The organism is Myroides sp. NP-2 (assembly GCF_014145665.1).
Taxonomy (GTDB): Bacteria; Bacteroidota; Bacteroidia; order Flavobacteriales; family Flavobacteriaceae; genus Flavobacterium.
Genome location: NZ_JACHTD010000001.1, coordinates 249881 through 264910 on the forward strand (window position 1 = coordinate 249881; position 15030 = coordinate 264910).

11 protein-coding genes are annotated in these 15030 nt (G+C 38.1%); all 11 read left to right on the forward strand.

Features of this window, described 5'->3' with window-relative positions; all coding sequences use genetic code 11:
• Nucleotides 1-13: 13 nt before the first annotated feature.
• The 11 genes from H4K35_RS01100 (at nucleotide 14) to ruvA (ending at nucleotide 15030) form a co-directional block, all read left to right on the forward strand.
• Nucleotides 14-3064 carry a TAT-variant-translocated molybdopterin oxidoreductase gene (locus H4K35_RS01100; protein WP_182625543.1) on the forward strand — a complete coding sequence of 1017 codons (3051 nt, stop codon included), beginning with the start codon at nucleotides 14-16 and terminating at the stop codon, nucleotides 3062-3064.
• Between the two features lie 40 nt (nucleotides 3065-3104).
• Nucleotides 3105-4514, forward strand: coding sequence for an NrfD/PsrC family molybdoenzyme membrane anchor subunit (nrfD, locus tag H4K35_RS01105; protein WP_182625544.1), 1410 nt, complete (start codon nucleotides 3105-3107; stop codon nucleotides 4512-4514).
• Between the two features lie 6 nt (nucleotides 4515-4520).
• The gene (locus tag H4K35_RS01110) at nucleotides 4521-5042 is read left to right on the forward strand and encodes a DUF3341 domain-containing protein (protein WP_158961518.1); all 522 of its coding nucleotides are present in this window, start codon (nucleotides 4521-4523) and stop codon (nucleotides 5040-5042) included.
• 7 nt (nucleotides 5043-5049) lie between these two features.
• Entirely contained in the window at nucleotides 5050-5598 is a 549-nt protein-coding gene (locus tag H4K35_RS01115; RefSeq protein ID WP_182625545.1) for a cytochrome c, read from the forward strand.
• Nucleotides 5599-5629: 31 nt separating this feature from the next.
• Nucleotides 5630-6934, forward strand: a complete 1305-nt coding sequence (locus tag H4K35_RS01120) for a quinol:cytochrome C oxidoreductase (RefSeq protein ID WP_182625546.1) — start codon at nucleotides 5630-5632, stop codon at nucleotides 6932-6934.
• Nucleotides 6935-6951: 17 nt separating this feature from the next.
• A complete protein-coding gene (locus tag H4K35_RS01125; RefSeq protein WP_182625547.1) occupies nucleotides 6952-8121 on the forward strand; it encodes a cytochrome c oxidase subunit II in 1170 nt (389 codons plus the stop codon).
• 27 nt (nucleotides 8122-8148) lie between these two features.
• Nucleotides 8149-9945, forward strand: a complete 1797-nt coding sequence (locus H4K35_RS01130; RefSeq protein WP_182625548.1) for a cbb3-type cytochrome c oxidase subunit I — start codon at nucleotides 8149-8151, stop codon at nucleotides 9943-9945.
• An 84-nt stretch (nucleotides 9946-10029) separates the two neighbouring features.
• On the forward strand, nucleotides 10030-11052 hold the full coding sequence (ruvB, locus tag H4K35_RS01135) for a Holliday junction branch migration DNA helicase RuvB (protein ID WP_182625549.1): 1023 nt from the start codon (nucleotides 10030-10032) through the stop codon (nucleotides 11050-11052).
• Between the two features lie 3 nt (nucleotides 11053-11055).
• On the forward strand, nucleotides 11056-12015 hold the full coding sequence (gene queG, locus H4K35_RS01140; RefSeq protein ID WP_182625550.1) for a tRNA epoxyqueuosine(34) reductase QueG: 960 nt from the start codon (nucleotides 11056-11058) through the stop codon (nucleotides 12013-12015).
• 63 nt (nucleotides 12016-12078) lie between these two features.
• On the forward strand, nucleotides 12079-14358 hold the full coding sequence (locus tag H4K35_RS01145) for an NADP-dependent malic enzyme (RefSeq protein WP_182625551.1): 2280 nt from the start codon (nucleotides 12079-12081) through the stop codon (nucleotides 14356-14358).
• A 90-nt stretch (nucleotides 14359-14448) separates the two neighbouring features.
• On the forward strand, nucleotides 14449-15030 hold the full coding sequence (gene ruvA / locus H4K35_RS01150; RefSeq protein WP_182625552.1) for a Holliday junction branch migration protein RuvA: 582 nt from the start codon (nucleotides 14449-14451) through the stop codon (nucleotides 15028-15030).

Consider the following 15030-nt stretch of genomic DNA (forward strand, 5'->3'; position numbering starts at 1 on the left):
ATATTTATATACAATGGCATCAAACAAAAAATACTGGAAAAGTGTTGAGGAGCTGAATGATAATAGTTCTATTGTTGAGACGCTAAGAAACAATGAGTTTGTTGAGGAAATTCCTACAGATGAATTTCTTGGAGACAAAAACAAATTGTCTTCTTCTTCAACAACTCGTCGAGACTTTTTGAAATATGTTGGTTTTTCAACAGCTGCAGCAACTTTAGCTGCTTGTGAGGGACCAGTTATAAAATCAATTCCTTACGTAGTTCAACCAGAGGAAATTATCCCTGGAATCGCGGATTACTATGCGACTACAATCGCGGATGGTTTTGATTTTGTGAATGTTTTGGTTAAGACTCGTGAGGGTCGTCCAATCAAAATTGACAATAATAAACTTGCAAACGCCTATTCAGGTGCGAATGCGCGTGTACATGCCTCTGTGCTTTCAATGTATGACAGCATGCGTCTAAAAGCGCCGAAAATCGAAGGGAAAAATGCTTCTTGGGATGAGGTAGATGCTAAAGTAAGAGCAAGTTTACAAGATGCTAAATCAACAGGAGGAAGCGTAGTTGTGTTAACGAATACAATGGCGAGTCCTTCGACAGATAAATTGATCGGAGAGTTTATTGAAACATATCCAAACGCTAAACACGTGATCTATGACGCTGTTTCATCATCTGCAGCAGCAGATGCTTATGAGCAAGCGTACGGTAAACGCGGATTAGCAGATTACGATTTTGGAAAAGCAAGCGTTATCGTTTCTGTTGGTGCTGATTTCTTAGGAGATTGGCAAGGTGGAGGATACGACTCTGCTTACGCTCAAAAACGTATCCCTAAAAATGGTGTTATGTCTAAGCACATTCAGATTGAAGCTAATATGAGTCTTTCTGGAGCTAATGCAGACGTTCGTATGCCATTGTCTGTTGCAGAACAAAAAGCAGCTTTAGTTAAATTGTACAATGTAATCGTTGGAGGATCTGTTTCTTCTGCTACTACAGCATACGATGAGGCTATTAATAAAGCAGCAAAACAAGTAAAAGCAGCAGGTTCAAAAGGAGTTGTTGTTACAGGTTTAGAAGATGTAAACGCACAATTAGTTGTATTGGCAATTAACGAGGCATTACAATCAGAAGCTTTCTTGCCAGAACAAACAAAATATGTAAGACAAGGAAATGCTGCAAAAGTAGCTGAGCTAATTAAAGAGATGAACGCTGGTAAAGTGCATACTTTAATTATGTCAGGTATTAACCCAGTGTATACTTTGGCAAATAGCGCTGCTTTCGTTGAAGGATTGAAAAAAGTAAAAACTTCAGTGAGCTTCGCATTAAAAGAGGATGAAACAGCTTTAGAGACTACAATCGCTGCTGCTGCACCTCATTATTTAGAGGCTTGGGGTGACGTAATGATCAAAAAAGGTCACTACTCTATTACTCAACCTACAATCAGACCTTTATTCGATACAAGACAGTTCCAAGAAGCTTTATTGTTGTGGAATGGAAATAATACAGCGTATTATGACTATATCAAAGCAACAAGCGCATCTTATGTTTCTGGATTAACTTGGAATCAATTGGTTCACGATGGTTTTGCTGTAACAGGTGAAAAAGCGAAAATCTCAGCTTCTGCTGATTTCTCTTCTGCTGTTTCTGCATTGAGCAAAGCTAAAAAAGGAGAAGGTCTTGAATTAGTATTGTATACTAAAACAGGAATGGGAGACGGACAACAAGCAAACAACCCTTGGTTGCAAGAGTTCCCAGATCCAATCACGCGTGTATCTTGGGATAACTACTTAACAATCTCTCGCGCTGATGCTGAAGCTTTAGGTATTGTAAACTTCCACGTTGCTAACGGTGGTTTAGACGGAAGCTATGTTACGATCCAAGCAAACGGCGTTACTTTAGAAAATGTACCTGCATTAATTCAACCTGGACAAGCAGCTGGAACAGTTGGTTTAGCTTTCGGTTACGGAAGAAAAGCTAGCTTAAAAGAAGACATGCAAGTTGGGGTGAATGCTTATACTTTATATCACAACTTAGATAACGTTCAACAAGTTACAGTAGAAAAAGCATCAGGAAACCACGAGTTTGCTTGTGTTCAGTTGCAAAATACTTTAATGAGTAGAGGTGATATCGTAAAAGATACAACGTTAGAAATTTTCAACACAAAAGATGTAGAAGAGTGGAATATCTTCCCAGTGGTTTCTTATGATCACCAAGAAGTAAGAGCTTCTTCTGTAGATATTTGGGAATCTTTCGATCGTTCTGTAGGTCACCACTTCAACTTATCGATTGACTTAAACGCTTGTACAGGATGTGGAGCATGTGTAATTGCATGTCACGCAGAAAACAACGTACCAGTAGTTGGGAAGTCAGAAGTAAGAAGAAGTAGAGATATGCACTGGTTGCGTATCGATAGATACTATTCATCAGAAGATACATTCTCAGCGGATGTAGATAAGAAAGTAGCAGCAAAAGGATTCTCAGAAGCTCGTTCTGCTTATATGGAATTAGAGCATCCTGCAGATAATCCACAGGTTGTATTCCAACCAGTAATGTGTCAACATTGTAACCACGCACCTTGTGAGACTGTATGTCCGGTAGCGGCTACATCACACGGACGCCAAGGACAAAACCACATGGCTTATAACCGTTGTGTTGGAACAAGATACTGTGCAAACAACTGTCCTTATAAGGTAAGACGTTTCAACTGGTTCTTATATGCTCAAAATGATGAGTTCGATTTCCACATGAATGACGATTTAGGACGTATGGTATTAAACCCAGACGTAGTAGTTCGTTCAAGAGGGGTAATGGAAAAATGTTCATTGTGTATTCAAATGACACAAGCAACAATCTTACAAGCGAAGAATGAAGGTAGAGCGGTTCGTCCAAACGAATTCGAAACTGCTTGTTCTGCAGCATGTTCTAGTGGAGCTATGGTATTTGGAGATGTTAATGAAAAAGAATCAGAAATTACTAAATTAGCTGAATCAGATAGATCATACCACTTATTAGAGCACATTGGTACAAAACCAAATGTTTTCTATCACGTTAAGGTTAGAAATATCTAGTTTAAAAAGAATTATTAATTAAAGAAACATATAAAGGATTATGTCGTCACATTACGAAGCACCCATTAGAAAACCTTTAGTTATCGGTAAGAAATCTTACCACGATATAACTGTGGATGTGGCTAGACCTGTTGAAGGACGAGCAAATAAATTATGGTGGAGAGTATTCGCTATAGCTTTGTTAGCTTTCTTATGGGGAGTAGGCTGTATGGCTTATACTGTAGGAACAGGTATAGGTACTTGGGGATTAAATAAAACCATTGGATGGGCTTGGGATATTACCAATTTCGTTTGGTGGGTTGGTATCGGTCACGCTGGTACATTAATTTCTGCCGTATTATTATTATTTAGACAAAAATGGAGAATGGCTATTAACCGTTCTGCTGAGGCTATGACAATTTTCTCAGTAGTTCAGGCTGGTTTATTCCCGATTATACATATGGGGCGCCCTTGGTTAGCGTACTGGGTATTACCTATTCCAAACCAATTCGGTTCGTTATGGGTAAACTTTAACTCGCCGCTATTATGGGACGTATTCGCGATTTCTACGTATTTATCAGTATCATTAGTTTTCTGGTGGACTGGTTTACTTCCTGACTTCGCTATGTTACGTGATAGAGCTATCACTCCATTTACAAAAAGAGTATATTCAATTTTATCTTTCGGTTGGTCTGGAAGAGCAAAAGATTGGCAACGTTTTGAGGAAGTTCACTTAGTATTAGCTGGTTTAGCTACGCCACTTGTACTTTCTGTACACACGATTGTATCTTTTGACTTTGCTACGTCAGTTATCCCTGGATGGCATACCACGATCTTACCGCCTTACTTCGTTGCAGGTGCAATCTTCTCAGGATTCGCTATGGTTAATACCTTGTTGATCATCATGAGAAAAGTATCTAACTTAGAAGACTATATTACAGTTCAACACATTGAGTTGATGAACATCATCGTTATGATTACAGGATCTGTAGTTGGGGTGGCCTATATTACAGAGCTATGGGTAGCTTGGTATTCAGGAGTAGAGTATGAACAATACGCTTTCTTAAACCGTGCTTCAGGTCCATACTGGTGGTCATACTGGTTGATGATGACATGTAACGTAATTTCTCCACAAGTGATGTGGGTGAAAAAAATTAGAACAAACATCATGGCTTCGTTTATCATTTCAATCGTTGTAAACGTGGGGATGTGGTTCGAGCGTTTCGTAATTATCGTTACCTCGTTACACAGAGATTACTTGCCATCATCTTGGACAATGTTCCAACCAACATTCGTAGATGCTGGTATTTATATCGGAACAATCGGTTTCTTCTTCGTACTATTCTTGTTGTATTCTAGAAGTTTCCCTGTAATTGCGCAAGCAGAGGTGAAAACTATCTTGAAATCATCAGGTGAATACTACAAAAAAGAAAGAGATAGTAAAGAAGGTCATCAATCATTAAATCACTAATTCGTTATGAGTAATAAGTTTATTCACGCAATATACAATGATGATGATGTGTTGTTAGATGCAGTTAAAGAAACAAGATCTGCTCACCATCACATTGAAGAGATATACACGCCTTTCCCAGTTCACGGACTAGACAAGGCGATGGGATTAAAACCAACTAGATTAGCTATTTGTGCATTCTTGTACGGTTTAGTAGGTTTAGCATTCGGAACAAGCATGATGTATTTTATCATGATTGTGGATTGGCCACAAGATATTGGAGGTAAACCTAGTTTTAGTTTTATCCAAAATATGCCAGCTTTTGTGCCTATTATGTTTGAGATGACTGTATTGTTTTCTGCTCACTTAATGGTGTTAACATTCTTCTTTAGAAGTAAATTATGGCCATTTAAAACAGCTGAAAACCCTGATGTAAGAACAACTGATGACCATTTCTTAATGGAGGTTGCTTTAAAAGGAGACGAGGATACTGCAATTGAATTCTTCAAAGGAACAGGAGCAGTTGAAGTTAAAGTAATTGAAAAGTAATAGTAGCATGAAATCGATATATAAAATAGTAACTTTAGCGGGTGTAGCTGTTTTGACTACGTCTTGTTTTAACAAAGAGCGTCCTAACTATCAGTTTATGCCTAATATGTACGAATCTGTAGCCTATGAAACATATGCAGAGGTTCCTACTACAGTTTTCAAAAATGGTAAAGAAGGACAACTTCCTGCAGAAGGATCAGTACCTCGTGGATTTCAACCGGAAGAGTATGCAGATACACCAGAAGGATTAGCTGAAGCGAGATTACATTTAAAATCACCCCTAACTGCAGAAGAGAAAGATCTAGAGAAAGGTAAAGCGTTATATGCAATTTACTGCTCAGTTTGTCACGGTGCAAAAGGAGATGGAAAAGGTAATTTGGTAAAAAGAGAAAAATTCTTAGGGGTTCCTAACTATCACGATAGAGAACTTACTGAAGGAGGTGTTTACCACGTTATTACTTATGGTTTGAATTCAATGGGAGCGCATAAAAACCAATTAACGCAACACGAGCGTTGGTTAGTTACTGATTATGTGCTTAAATTGAAATCAGAATAATAAATTGTAAAACTTAGTTGAAAGTTTAGATATGTACACATTATCAAAAAATTTGAAAACCTTTGCGTTAGTCCTGATGGTTCTAGGATTAGTAGGGATTGCGTATGGGTTTTTCAGTGCACCAAAGACAACTGCTGATGTAGAGCAGATTTTAAATGAGCAAGCGCACCACGGAGGTGGTCACCATGCCGATCATGGCGAGGTTTCGGATGCAGATCACGAAGCGCACCAAAAACATTTAGAGCATGTGTTGACGCAGATGCAAAATAAACCTTGGACAGCTGTATATGTGGCTTGTATTTTTGTAATGCTTGTTTCTCTTGGGATTTTAGCTTTTTACGGAATCAATTACGCCGCAGCAGCAGGATGGTCGCCAGTTCTTTTCCGCGTTATGGAAGGATTAACGGCTTATCTATTGCCTGGGTCTATCATTTTCTTACTACTTTTAATCGCAAGTGCTGCAGGAGGTAACCACCTATTTATTTGGATGGATCCTACCATTGTAGCGAACGACGCATTAATCGCTGGAAAAACTGGATATTTGAATATTCCTTTCTTCTTTATAAGAGCGATCATCTTCTTAGGTGGTTGGAACTTATATCGAGTGTATATGAGAAAGCAATCGTTGAAATTAGACGAGACAGGTGACTTAACATTCCACAAAAAAATGTTCAAAGCATCTGCTGGTTTCTTAGCTTTCTTTATTGTTACTGAATCAATGGCATCTTGGGACTGGATTATGTCTATCGATACGCACTGGTATAGTACATTATTCGGATGGTATGTATTCGCTAGTTTCTTCGTAACTGGTATTACAACAATCGCATTCGTTACCTTGTATTTAAAAAGCAAAGGTTATCTGGAATTTGTGAATACAAGTCATATTCACGATTTAGCTAAATTTATGTTTGGTTTAAGTATTTTCTGGACTTATCTTTGGTTCTCACAATTTATGTTACAGTGGTACTCTAACATTCCAGAGGAGGTTACTTACTTTATCTTCAGAATTCAAGAATATAACTTACCGTTCTTCGGCATGTTATTGTTGAACTTTGTGTTGCCTTTATTACTATTGATCAATACAGATTTCAAACGTCTATCTTGGATTGTTGTTATGGCTGGTACATCTATTATTGTAGGTCACTATTTAGACTTCTTTATTATGATCAGTCCGGGTACAGTTGGTGGATCTTGGTTTATCGGAATTCCTGAAATTGCAGCGTTAATGTTCTTCATCGGATTGTTTATCTATGTTGGATTTACAGCAATTTCTAAAGCTCCTTTATTAGCTAAGAACAACCCGCTAATTGAAGAAAGTAAACATTTTCATTATTAATAATTAAAAATAAACCAATGACTAGTTTATTAATAGTAGCGATAGTTGTATTATTGGGAATTGCAATCTGGCAATTGACAAAGATATTTGATTTAACGCAAGTAGGGTCTGGTCCTGATGACTATGAATCTCAACTAGCTAATCCAAAAGATAACAACATACAAGGATATGTAGTTTTCGGATTCTTAGCTTTTATTTATGTATTCACTATCTATTGTTTAGTAGAATACGGAAGTTTTCCATTAATGAGTGATTCAGCATCAGAACACGGAAATACAGTTGATAATCTAATGTGGATTTCAATGGCGTTGATTTTCTTTGTTCAAATTGTTACTCAATTCTTATTACACTACTTCGCATTTAAAGCTCGTGGTGTTAAAGGAAGAAAAGCAAGATATTTTTCTGATAATGATAAATTAGAAGCAGCTTGGACAATCATCCCAACCATTACTTTAACAGGTTTAATCCTTTACGGTTTGTTCGCTTGGAATGATATCATGTTTGTTAATGAAGAGGAAGAAGTTATCAACATCGAAGTATACGCAAAACAATTTGCTTGGGATGTTCGTTATGCAGGTCCTGATAATACATTAGGAAAAGCTAACGTTCGTTTTATCAAAGGTGTAAACGTGGTAGGTGTTGATATGACTGACCCGAATGCACAAGATGATAAAATGGCAAAAGAACTTCACTTACCAGTTGGAAAGAAAGTTGTTTTGAAATTTAGATCACAAGATGTATTACACTCTGCTTATTTGCCTCACTTTAGAGCGCAAATGAACTGTGTACCTGGAATGGTGACTCAATTTGCTTTTGTACCTAGCGTTACAACAGAAGAAATGAGAACACGTGAGTCGATTGTTAGTAAAGTGAATAATATTAACAATATTAGAGCTGATAGAAGTCAAGAGCTTATTGCTGAAGGTCATGAACCTTTAGATCCATATACATTTGATTACCTATTATTGTGTAACAAAATTTGTGGAGCTTCTCACTATAACATGCAATTAAAAGTTGTTGTGTCTACAGAAGAAGAATATAACGCTTGGTTAAAAGAGTTACCTACTTTAGCAGAACAAGTAGCTGCTGAAAATGGGGCTAAAGAAGAAGAAGTAACTGCACCTGCTGAAACAGAAGTTGTAACAGAAGAAGTAGAAACTGAAGCTATCGCTCAAGTAGTAAAATAATTCACGTATTTAATTAAAACTTATACTATGTCAGCAATAGGACACGAAATAATTAATGATCACGATCACGATCATCACGATAAAGGTAATTTCTTCACTAAATACGTATTTAGTTTAGATCACAAGATGATTGCAAAACAATACTTGATTACAGGTATTATTATGGGAATCATCGGGATTGTAATGTCCCTTTTATTTAGAATGCAAATCGCGTGGCCTGAAGAATCTTTTCAGGTATTCAAATGGTTATTAGGAGAAAAAATGGCTCCAGACGGAGTTATGCGAAATGATATTTACCTTGCTTTGGTTACCATGCACGGAACAATCATGGTATTCTTCGTATTAACTGCTGGTTTAAGTGGTACGTTCTCGAACTTACTTATTCCATTGCAAATTGGAGCACGTGATATGGCTTCTGGATTCATGAACATGTTATCTTACTGGTTCTTCTTTGTTTCTGCGGTATTAATGGTTATTTCAATCTTCGCAGAAGGTGGACCTGCTTCTTCAGGATGGACAATTTATCCTCCTTTAAGTGCACTTCCACAAGCAATCCCAGGATCAGGTATGGGAATGACATTATGGTTAATCTCTATGGCTATCTTCATCGTTTCCTCTACAATGGGATCGTTGAACTACGTAGCAACAGTAGTTAACTTGAGAACAAAAGGAATGACAATGACTAGAATGCCATTGACAGTTTGGGCGTTATTCGTTACAGCTATCATCGGTATCGTATCTTTCCCTGTTCTTTTATCTGCTGCATTATTATTGATTTTCGATAGAAGTTTTGGTACTTCATTCTTCTTGTCAGATATTTATTTAGCTGGAGAAGTTTTACATTACCAAGGAGGATCACCAGTATTGTTTGAACACTTATTCTGGTTCTTAGGTCACCCTGAGGTATATATCGTAATCTTACCTGCAATGGGTATTACATCAGAAATTATCGCAACTTCTGCACGTAAACCAATCTTCGGATACCGTGCGATGATTGCTTCAATCTTAGGTATTGCGTTCTTATCAACAATCGTTTGGGGTCACCACATGTTCGTATCGGGTATGAACCCGTTCTTAGGATCTGTGTTTACCTTCACAACATTATTGATCGCTATTCCTTCCGCTGTAAAAGCGTTCAACTATATCACTACAATTTGGAGTGGTAATATCCAAATGAACCCTGCTATGTTATTCTGTATTGGTTTCGTATCTACGTTTATCACAGGAGGTTTAACAGGGATTATCTTAGGAGACTCAACACTAGATATCAACGTGCACGATACGTACTTCGTTATCGCTCACTTCCACTTAGTAATGGGTATCTCTGCACTTTACGGAATGTTTGCTGGTATCTACCACTGGTTCCCTAAAATGTTCGGAAGAATGATGAATAAAAACTTAGGTTATATTCACTTCTGGGTAACTGCAGTTTGTGCGTACGGAGTATTCTTCCCAATGCACTTTATCGGATTAGCAGGTTTACCTCGTCGTTACTATTCAAATACAGCATTCCCATTATTCGATGAATTCTATGATGTGAACGTATTAATTACTGTATTTGCTTTAGTAGGATCGGCATTCCAATTAGTATTCTTATGGAACTTCTTCGTTAGTATTTTCTATGGTAAGAAAGCACCTCAAAACCCTTGGAGATCAAACAGTTTAGAGTGGACTACACCAGTAGAACACATCCACGGAAACTGGCCTGGTGAATTACCAGTGGTTTACAGATGGCCATATGACTACAGCAAACCTGGTTTACCAGAAGATTACGCACCTCAAACTATGCCTTATATGGAAGGTGAGGAGCAATTACACCACTAAAATTATTTAGTTTAGATATAAAAACGCCATTCATTTTTGAATGGCGTTTTTTTGTATCCCTTTTTTTGAATTATCTTTGTTTCTATGAATGAGCATCTAGATCCTACAACCAAACATTTCAACCAAGAAGAATTTGACGTTGAAAAAAAACTTAGACCCCTGTCTTTTGACGATTTTGCGGGTCAGGATAGTGTGTTGGAAAATTTAAAAATCTTCGTGGCTGCTGCTAATCAAAGGGGAGAAGCACTTGATCATGCTTTGTTTCACGGACCTCCGGGACTCGGAAAAACTACTTTAGCTAATATTTTAGCCAATGAATTAAATGTAGGTATCAAGATTACTTCTGGACCAGTGTTAGATAAGCCAGGAGATTTAGCAGGTTTATTGACAAATTTAGAGGAGCGTGATGTGCTTTTCATTGACGAGATACATCGTTTGAGTCCCATTGTAGAGGAATACTTATACTCTGCTATGGAAGATTTCAAGATTGATATTATGATTGAATCTGGGCCAAATGCGCGTTCGGTTCAAATTCACCTCAATCCCTTTACGCTCGTAGGTGCTACCACGCGCTCAGGATTGCTTACGGCACCGATGCGTGCGCGTTTCGGTATTCAAAGCCGTTTACAATACTACTCTAAAGAATTATTAGCCACTATTATCGAACGCAGTGCATCCATTCTCCAAGTGCCCATTGATCTCGAAGCTGCAATTGAAATTGCTGGACGCAGTCGCGGAACACCGCGTATTGCTAACGCATTGCTGCGTAGAGTGCGCGATTTTGCCCAAATTAAAGGAAATGGTACCATTGATATCGAAATCTCTAAATATGCCTTAAATGCCCTGCATGTCGATGCACGTGGTTTAGACGAAATGGACAATAAAATCCTTTCGACAATTATCGATAAATTTAAAGGTGGGCCTGTAGGTCTCTCGACCTTAGCTACTGCTGTATCTGAAAATGCTGAAACCTTGGAAGAAGTTTACGAACCTTATTTGATTCAAGAGGGATTCATTATTCGTACTCCCCGTGGTCGTGAAGCGACGGAATTGGCATTTAAACACCTCGGTCGTTCTAAATCTGTAGGCGGATTATTTGATTTGTAAGCAATGAAGGATAAACGCGCCCTTGATATCGTCTCTACTAGCGCTAAAGCTGCCCATTATGCTACCCTCATCAAAGCCGAAGCCAAGCGCTTGGGATTTATGTCTTGTGGTATCTCTAAAGCAGGTTTTTTAGAAGAGGAAGCACCGCGTTTGGAACAATGGTTGCATGCTAATATGCACGGTAGTATGCAATACATGGAGAATCACTTCGATAAACGACTAAACCCAACCTTGTTAGTAGAAGGAGCAAAAAGTGTCGTTTCTTTGCTTTTTAACTACTATCCAGAACAGACACAAAACGCAGATGCATTTAAGATCTCCAAATACGCCTATGGTGAGGATTATCACTTTGTGGTTAAGGATCGCTTAAAAGAATTGTTGCATTTTATTCACGAGCACATCGGTGACGTAGATGGGCGTGTTTTTGTCGATTCTGCCCCAGTACTAGACAAAGCTTGGGCCGCAAAAAGCGGATTGGGATGGATTGGTAAAAACAGCAATCTCATTGCCAAACAAGCGGGTTCTTTCTTTTTTATTGCCGAATTGATTATCGACTTAGATCTCGAACCCGATGGTGCAACCACCGATCACTGTGGTAAATGCACCCGTTGTATCGACGCCTGTCCTACGGGAGCCATAGAAAGTGCTTATGTCGTCAATGGATCTAAGTGTATTTCCTATTTTACCATTGAACTAAAAGACGATATTCCCAAAGAATTTTCGGGAATGTTTGACAATTGGATGTACGGTTGCGATGTCTGTCAAGACGTTTGCCCGTGGAATCGCTTTGCAACCCCCCATAAAGAAGCCCGATTTACTCCTAAGGATGAGTTAATGAACTTTTCCAATCGAGAGTGGGAAGAACTTACTAATGAGGTTTTTAATGATATATTTAAAAAATCCGCAGTAAAAAGAACGAAATTTACAGGATTAGTGCGAAATATTAAATTTTTAAAGGAATAAAATTCTAACAATAAATTATCTTTAAAAAGAGGTAACTTTGTTTATTCGGTTAAAATTATTTTTATGAATAAAGAAAGCTTACGCAGGGAAGCGTTGTTATATCACGCGAAACCAACGCCTGGAAAAATACAAGTTTTACCTACAAAGAAATACTCTTCTCAAAGAGATTTAGCCTTGGCTTACTCACCAGGAGTTGCCGAGCCTTGTTTAGAAATCGCTAAAGATGTAAATAACGTTTATAAATACACAGCAAAAGGAAACTTAGTTGCTGTTATTTCCAATGGAACAGCCGTTTTAGGATTGGGTAATATCGGTCCTGAAGCTTCTAAACCCGTTATGGAAGGAAAAGGTCTTTTGTTTAAGATTTTTGCAGATATAGATGTGTTTGACATTGAGGTAGATACCACGGATATCGACAAATTCATCGAAACGGTGAAAAATATCGCCCCAACTTTTGGAGGGATTAACTTAGAAGATATTAAAGCGCCAGAATCGTTTGAAATCGAAAGACGATTAAAAGAAGAATTGAATATTCCCGTAATGCATGACGATCAACACGGAACAGCAATTATTTCTGCAGCAGCTTTATTGAATGCTCTCGAACTGGCAGGAAAAGAGATTGACCAAGTGAAAATGGTGGTTTCTGGTGCTGGATCTGCTGCAATTGCATGTGCCAACTTATACGTTGCCTTTGGTGTGAAACAAGAAAATATACTCATGTTCAACAGTAAAGGGGTATTGAAGAAAGGGGATGACCGCATTTCGGATATGCAACGCGTTTTTGCGGTTGACTATGATATTTCCTTAAAAGATGCCATGAAGGGAAGTGATGTCTTCATCGGACTTTCAACAGCGGATGTTGTAACACCAGACATGTTATTGGGGATGGCAGAGAACCCTATTGTATTTGCAATGGCTAATCCAAAACCAGAGATTGATTACAACTTGGCGGTAGCGACGCGTAAAGACGTAATTATGGCAACGGGTCGATCAGATTATCCGAACCAAGTGAATAACGTTTTGGGATTCCCTTATATCTTTAGAGGGGCATTGGACGTTCGTTCAACAAAAATCAATGAAGAAATGAAGATGGCAGCCGTAGTTGCACTTGCTAAACTAGCAAAAGAACCGGTGCCAGAACAAGTAAATATCGCTTACGGAGAAACTAAACTTAGCTTCGGTCGCGAGTATATTATCCCTAAACCATTCGATCCACGCTTAATTGCCGTTGTTCCACCAGCAGTAGCTAAAGCAGCTATGGAGTCTGGATTAGCTGAAGCGCCAATTACAGACTGGGACAAGTATAAGCAAGAGTTAGAAGAACGCATGGGTTCTGATAACAAATTGGTGCGTATGTTGTTTAATCGCGCTAAAATTGATGCTAAACGCGTAGTCTATGCTGAAGCTGACCACTTGGATGTGTTGAAAGCGGCTCAAATCGCCTATGAAGAGGGAATTGCTATTCCAATCCTTTTAGGAGATAAAGAAACAATTCTTGAACTTAAGAAAGAAATTGAGTTTCACGCAGACGTAGAGATCATTGATCCCAAAGCAGATAGCGAAAAAGAAAGAAGAGCAACATTTGCAGATTTATACTGGAAAACAAGACAACGCAAGGGTATTACACATTACGAAGCAGCTAAACTGATGCGCGAGCGCAATTATTTTGCTGCCATGCTTGTAAATACAGGACAAGCAGATGTATTACTAACTGGATATTCACGTAGCTACCCAACTGTAGTGAAACCAATTTTAGAACTTATTCCTCGTGCACAAGGTGTAGATAAGATTGCTACGGCAAACTTAATGATGACCAAAAGAGGCCCTATGTTCTTAGCTGATACGGCAATTAATCCAAACCCTACAGCAGAAGAGTTGGCTAAAATCGCCGTTATGGTGGAGAAAACCGTGAAATTATTCGGATTAGACCCCGTAATTGCGATGCTGTCTTATACGAACTTCGGATCTGCACAACATGCCTCTCCTACAAAAGTAAAAGAAGCAGTGAGAATCTTACACGATCAACACCCTGATATGGTTGTAGATGGTGAAATTCAAATTGACTTTGCATTGAATAATGAAATGCTGAAATCTAAATTTCCATTCTCTAAATTGGTGAACAAAAAAGTTAATACGCTTGTGTTTCCTAATTTAGATTCTGCGAATATTACTTATAAAATGTTGAAAGAATTGAACAAAGCGACGTCAATCGGCCCAATTATTATGGGACTTGAAAAAGCAGTTCACATCTTCCAACTTGGAGCAAGTGTAGATGAAATGGTCAATATGACGGCAGTAGCTGTAGTGGATGCTCAAGTAAGAGAGAACCGCAAGAAAAAATAAAAAATAAAATAAAAATCTTCCTTGATCTGAGTGTCATTATGTTAGTAAATAGTTAAAATTATTTACTATTTTTGATGAAAATTAAAGACTATGATTGCGCAGATCCAAGGAAGATTGATTGAAAAAACACCTACAGAAGTAATTGTGGATTGCCACGGTGTAGGCTATCAAATAAATATATCTCTTTATACGTATTCGCTTATAGGTAATTCTGAGAACCTAAAGCTGTATACTTTTCTTCAAATAAAAGAGGATGCGCATACTTTATTCGGATTTATAGACAAAGTAGAGCGCGAACTGTTCAAGCTTTTAATCTCCGTATCTGGAGTAGGGGGGAATACCGCTCGTAATATTTTGTCGTCTACTGTACCCAAAGAATTATTGCAAATGATTGCCAATGCTGATGCGAAAGGCATTCAGCGAATCAAAGGTATTGGTGCAAAAACTGCCCAACGAATCATATTAGACTTACAGGAAAAGGTAATAAAACTTTACAATATAGACGAAGTTTTACCTACGATTAACAATACAAATGCGGATGAAGCGTTATCTGCTTTAGAGGTGCTTGGTTTTGTTCGCAAAACAGCAGAAAAAGTGATTGATTCGATTTTAAAATCGGATCCCAATGCCTCTGTTGAAGATATTATTAAACAAGCATTAAAAAAATTGTAA

Bases quoted from the DNA above. Each gene is read 5' to 3' on its own strand.
- H4K35_RS01100 (WP_182625543.1), top strand. From the start codon at position 14: ATGGCATCAAACAAAAAATACTGGAAAAGTGTTGAGGAGCTGAATGAT.
- nrfD (WP_182625544.1), top strand. From the start codon at position 3,105: ATGTCGTCACATTACGAAGCACCCATTAGAAAACCTTTAGTTATCGGT.
- H4K35_RS01110 (WP_158961518.1), top strand. From the start codon at position 4,521: ATGAGTAATAAGTTTATTCACGCAATATACAATGATGATGATGTGTTG.
- H4K35_RS01115 (WP_182625545.1), top strand. From the start codon at position 5,050: ATGAAATCGATATATAAAATAGTAACTTTAGCGGGTGTAGCTGTTTTG.
- H4K35_RS01120 (WP_182625546.1), top strand. From the start codon at position 5,630: ATGTACACATTATCAAAAAATTTGAAAACCTTTGCGTTAGTCCTGATG.
- H4K35_RS01125 (WP_182625547.1), top strand. From the start codon at position 6,952: ATGACTAGTTTATTAATAGTAGCGATAGTTGTATTATTGGGAATTGCA.
- H4K35_RS01130 (WP_182625548.1), top strand. From the start codon at position 8,149: ATGTCAGCAATAGGACACGAAATAATTAATGATCACGATCACGATCAT.
- ruvB (WP_182625549.1), top strand. From the start codon at position 10,030: ATGAATGAGCATCTAGATCCTACAACCAAACATTTCAACCAAGAAGAA.
- queG (WP_182625550.1), top strand. From the start codon at position 11,056: ATGAAGGATAAACGCGCCCTTGATATCGTCTCTACTAGCGCTAAAGCT.
- H4K35_RS01145 (WP_182625551.1), top strand. From the start codon at position 12,079: ATGAATAAAGAAAGCTTACGCAGGGAAGCGTTGTTATATCACGCGAAA.
- ruvA (WP_182625552.1), top strand. From the start codon at position 14,449: ATGATTGCGCAGATCCAAGGAAGATTGATTGAAAAAACACCTACAGAA.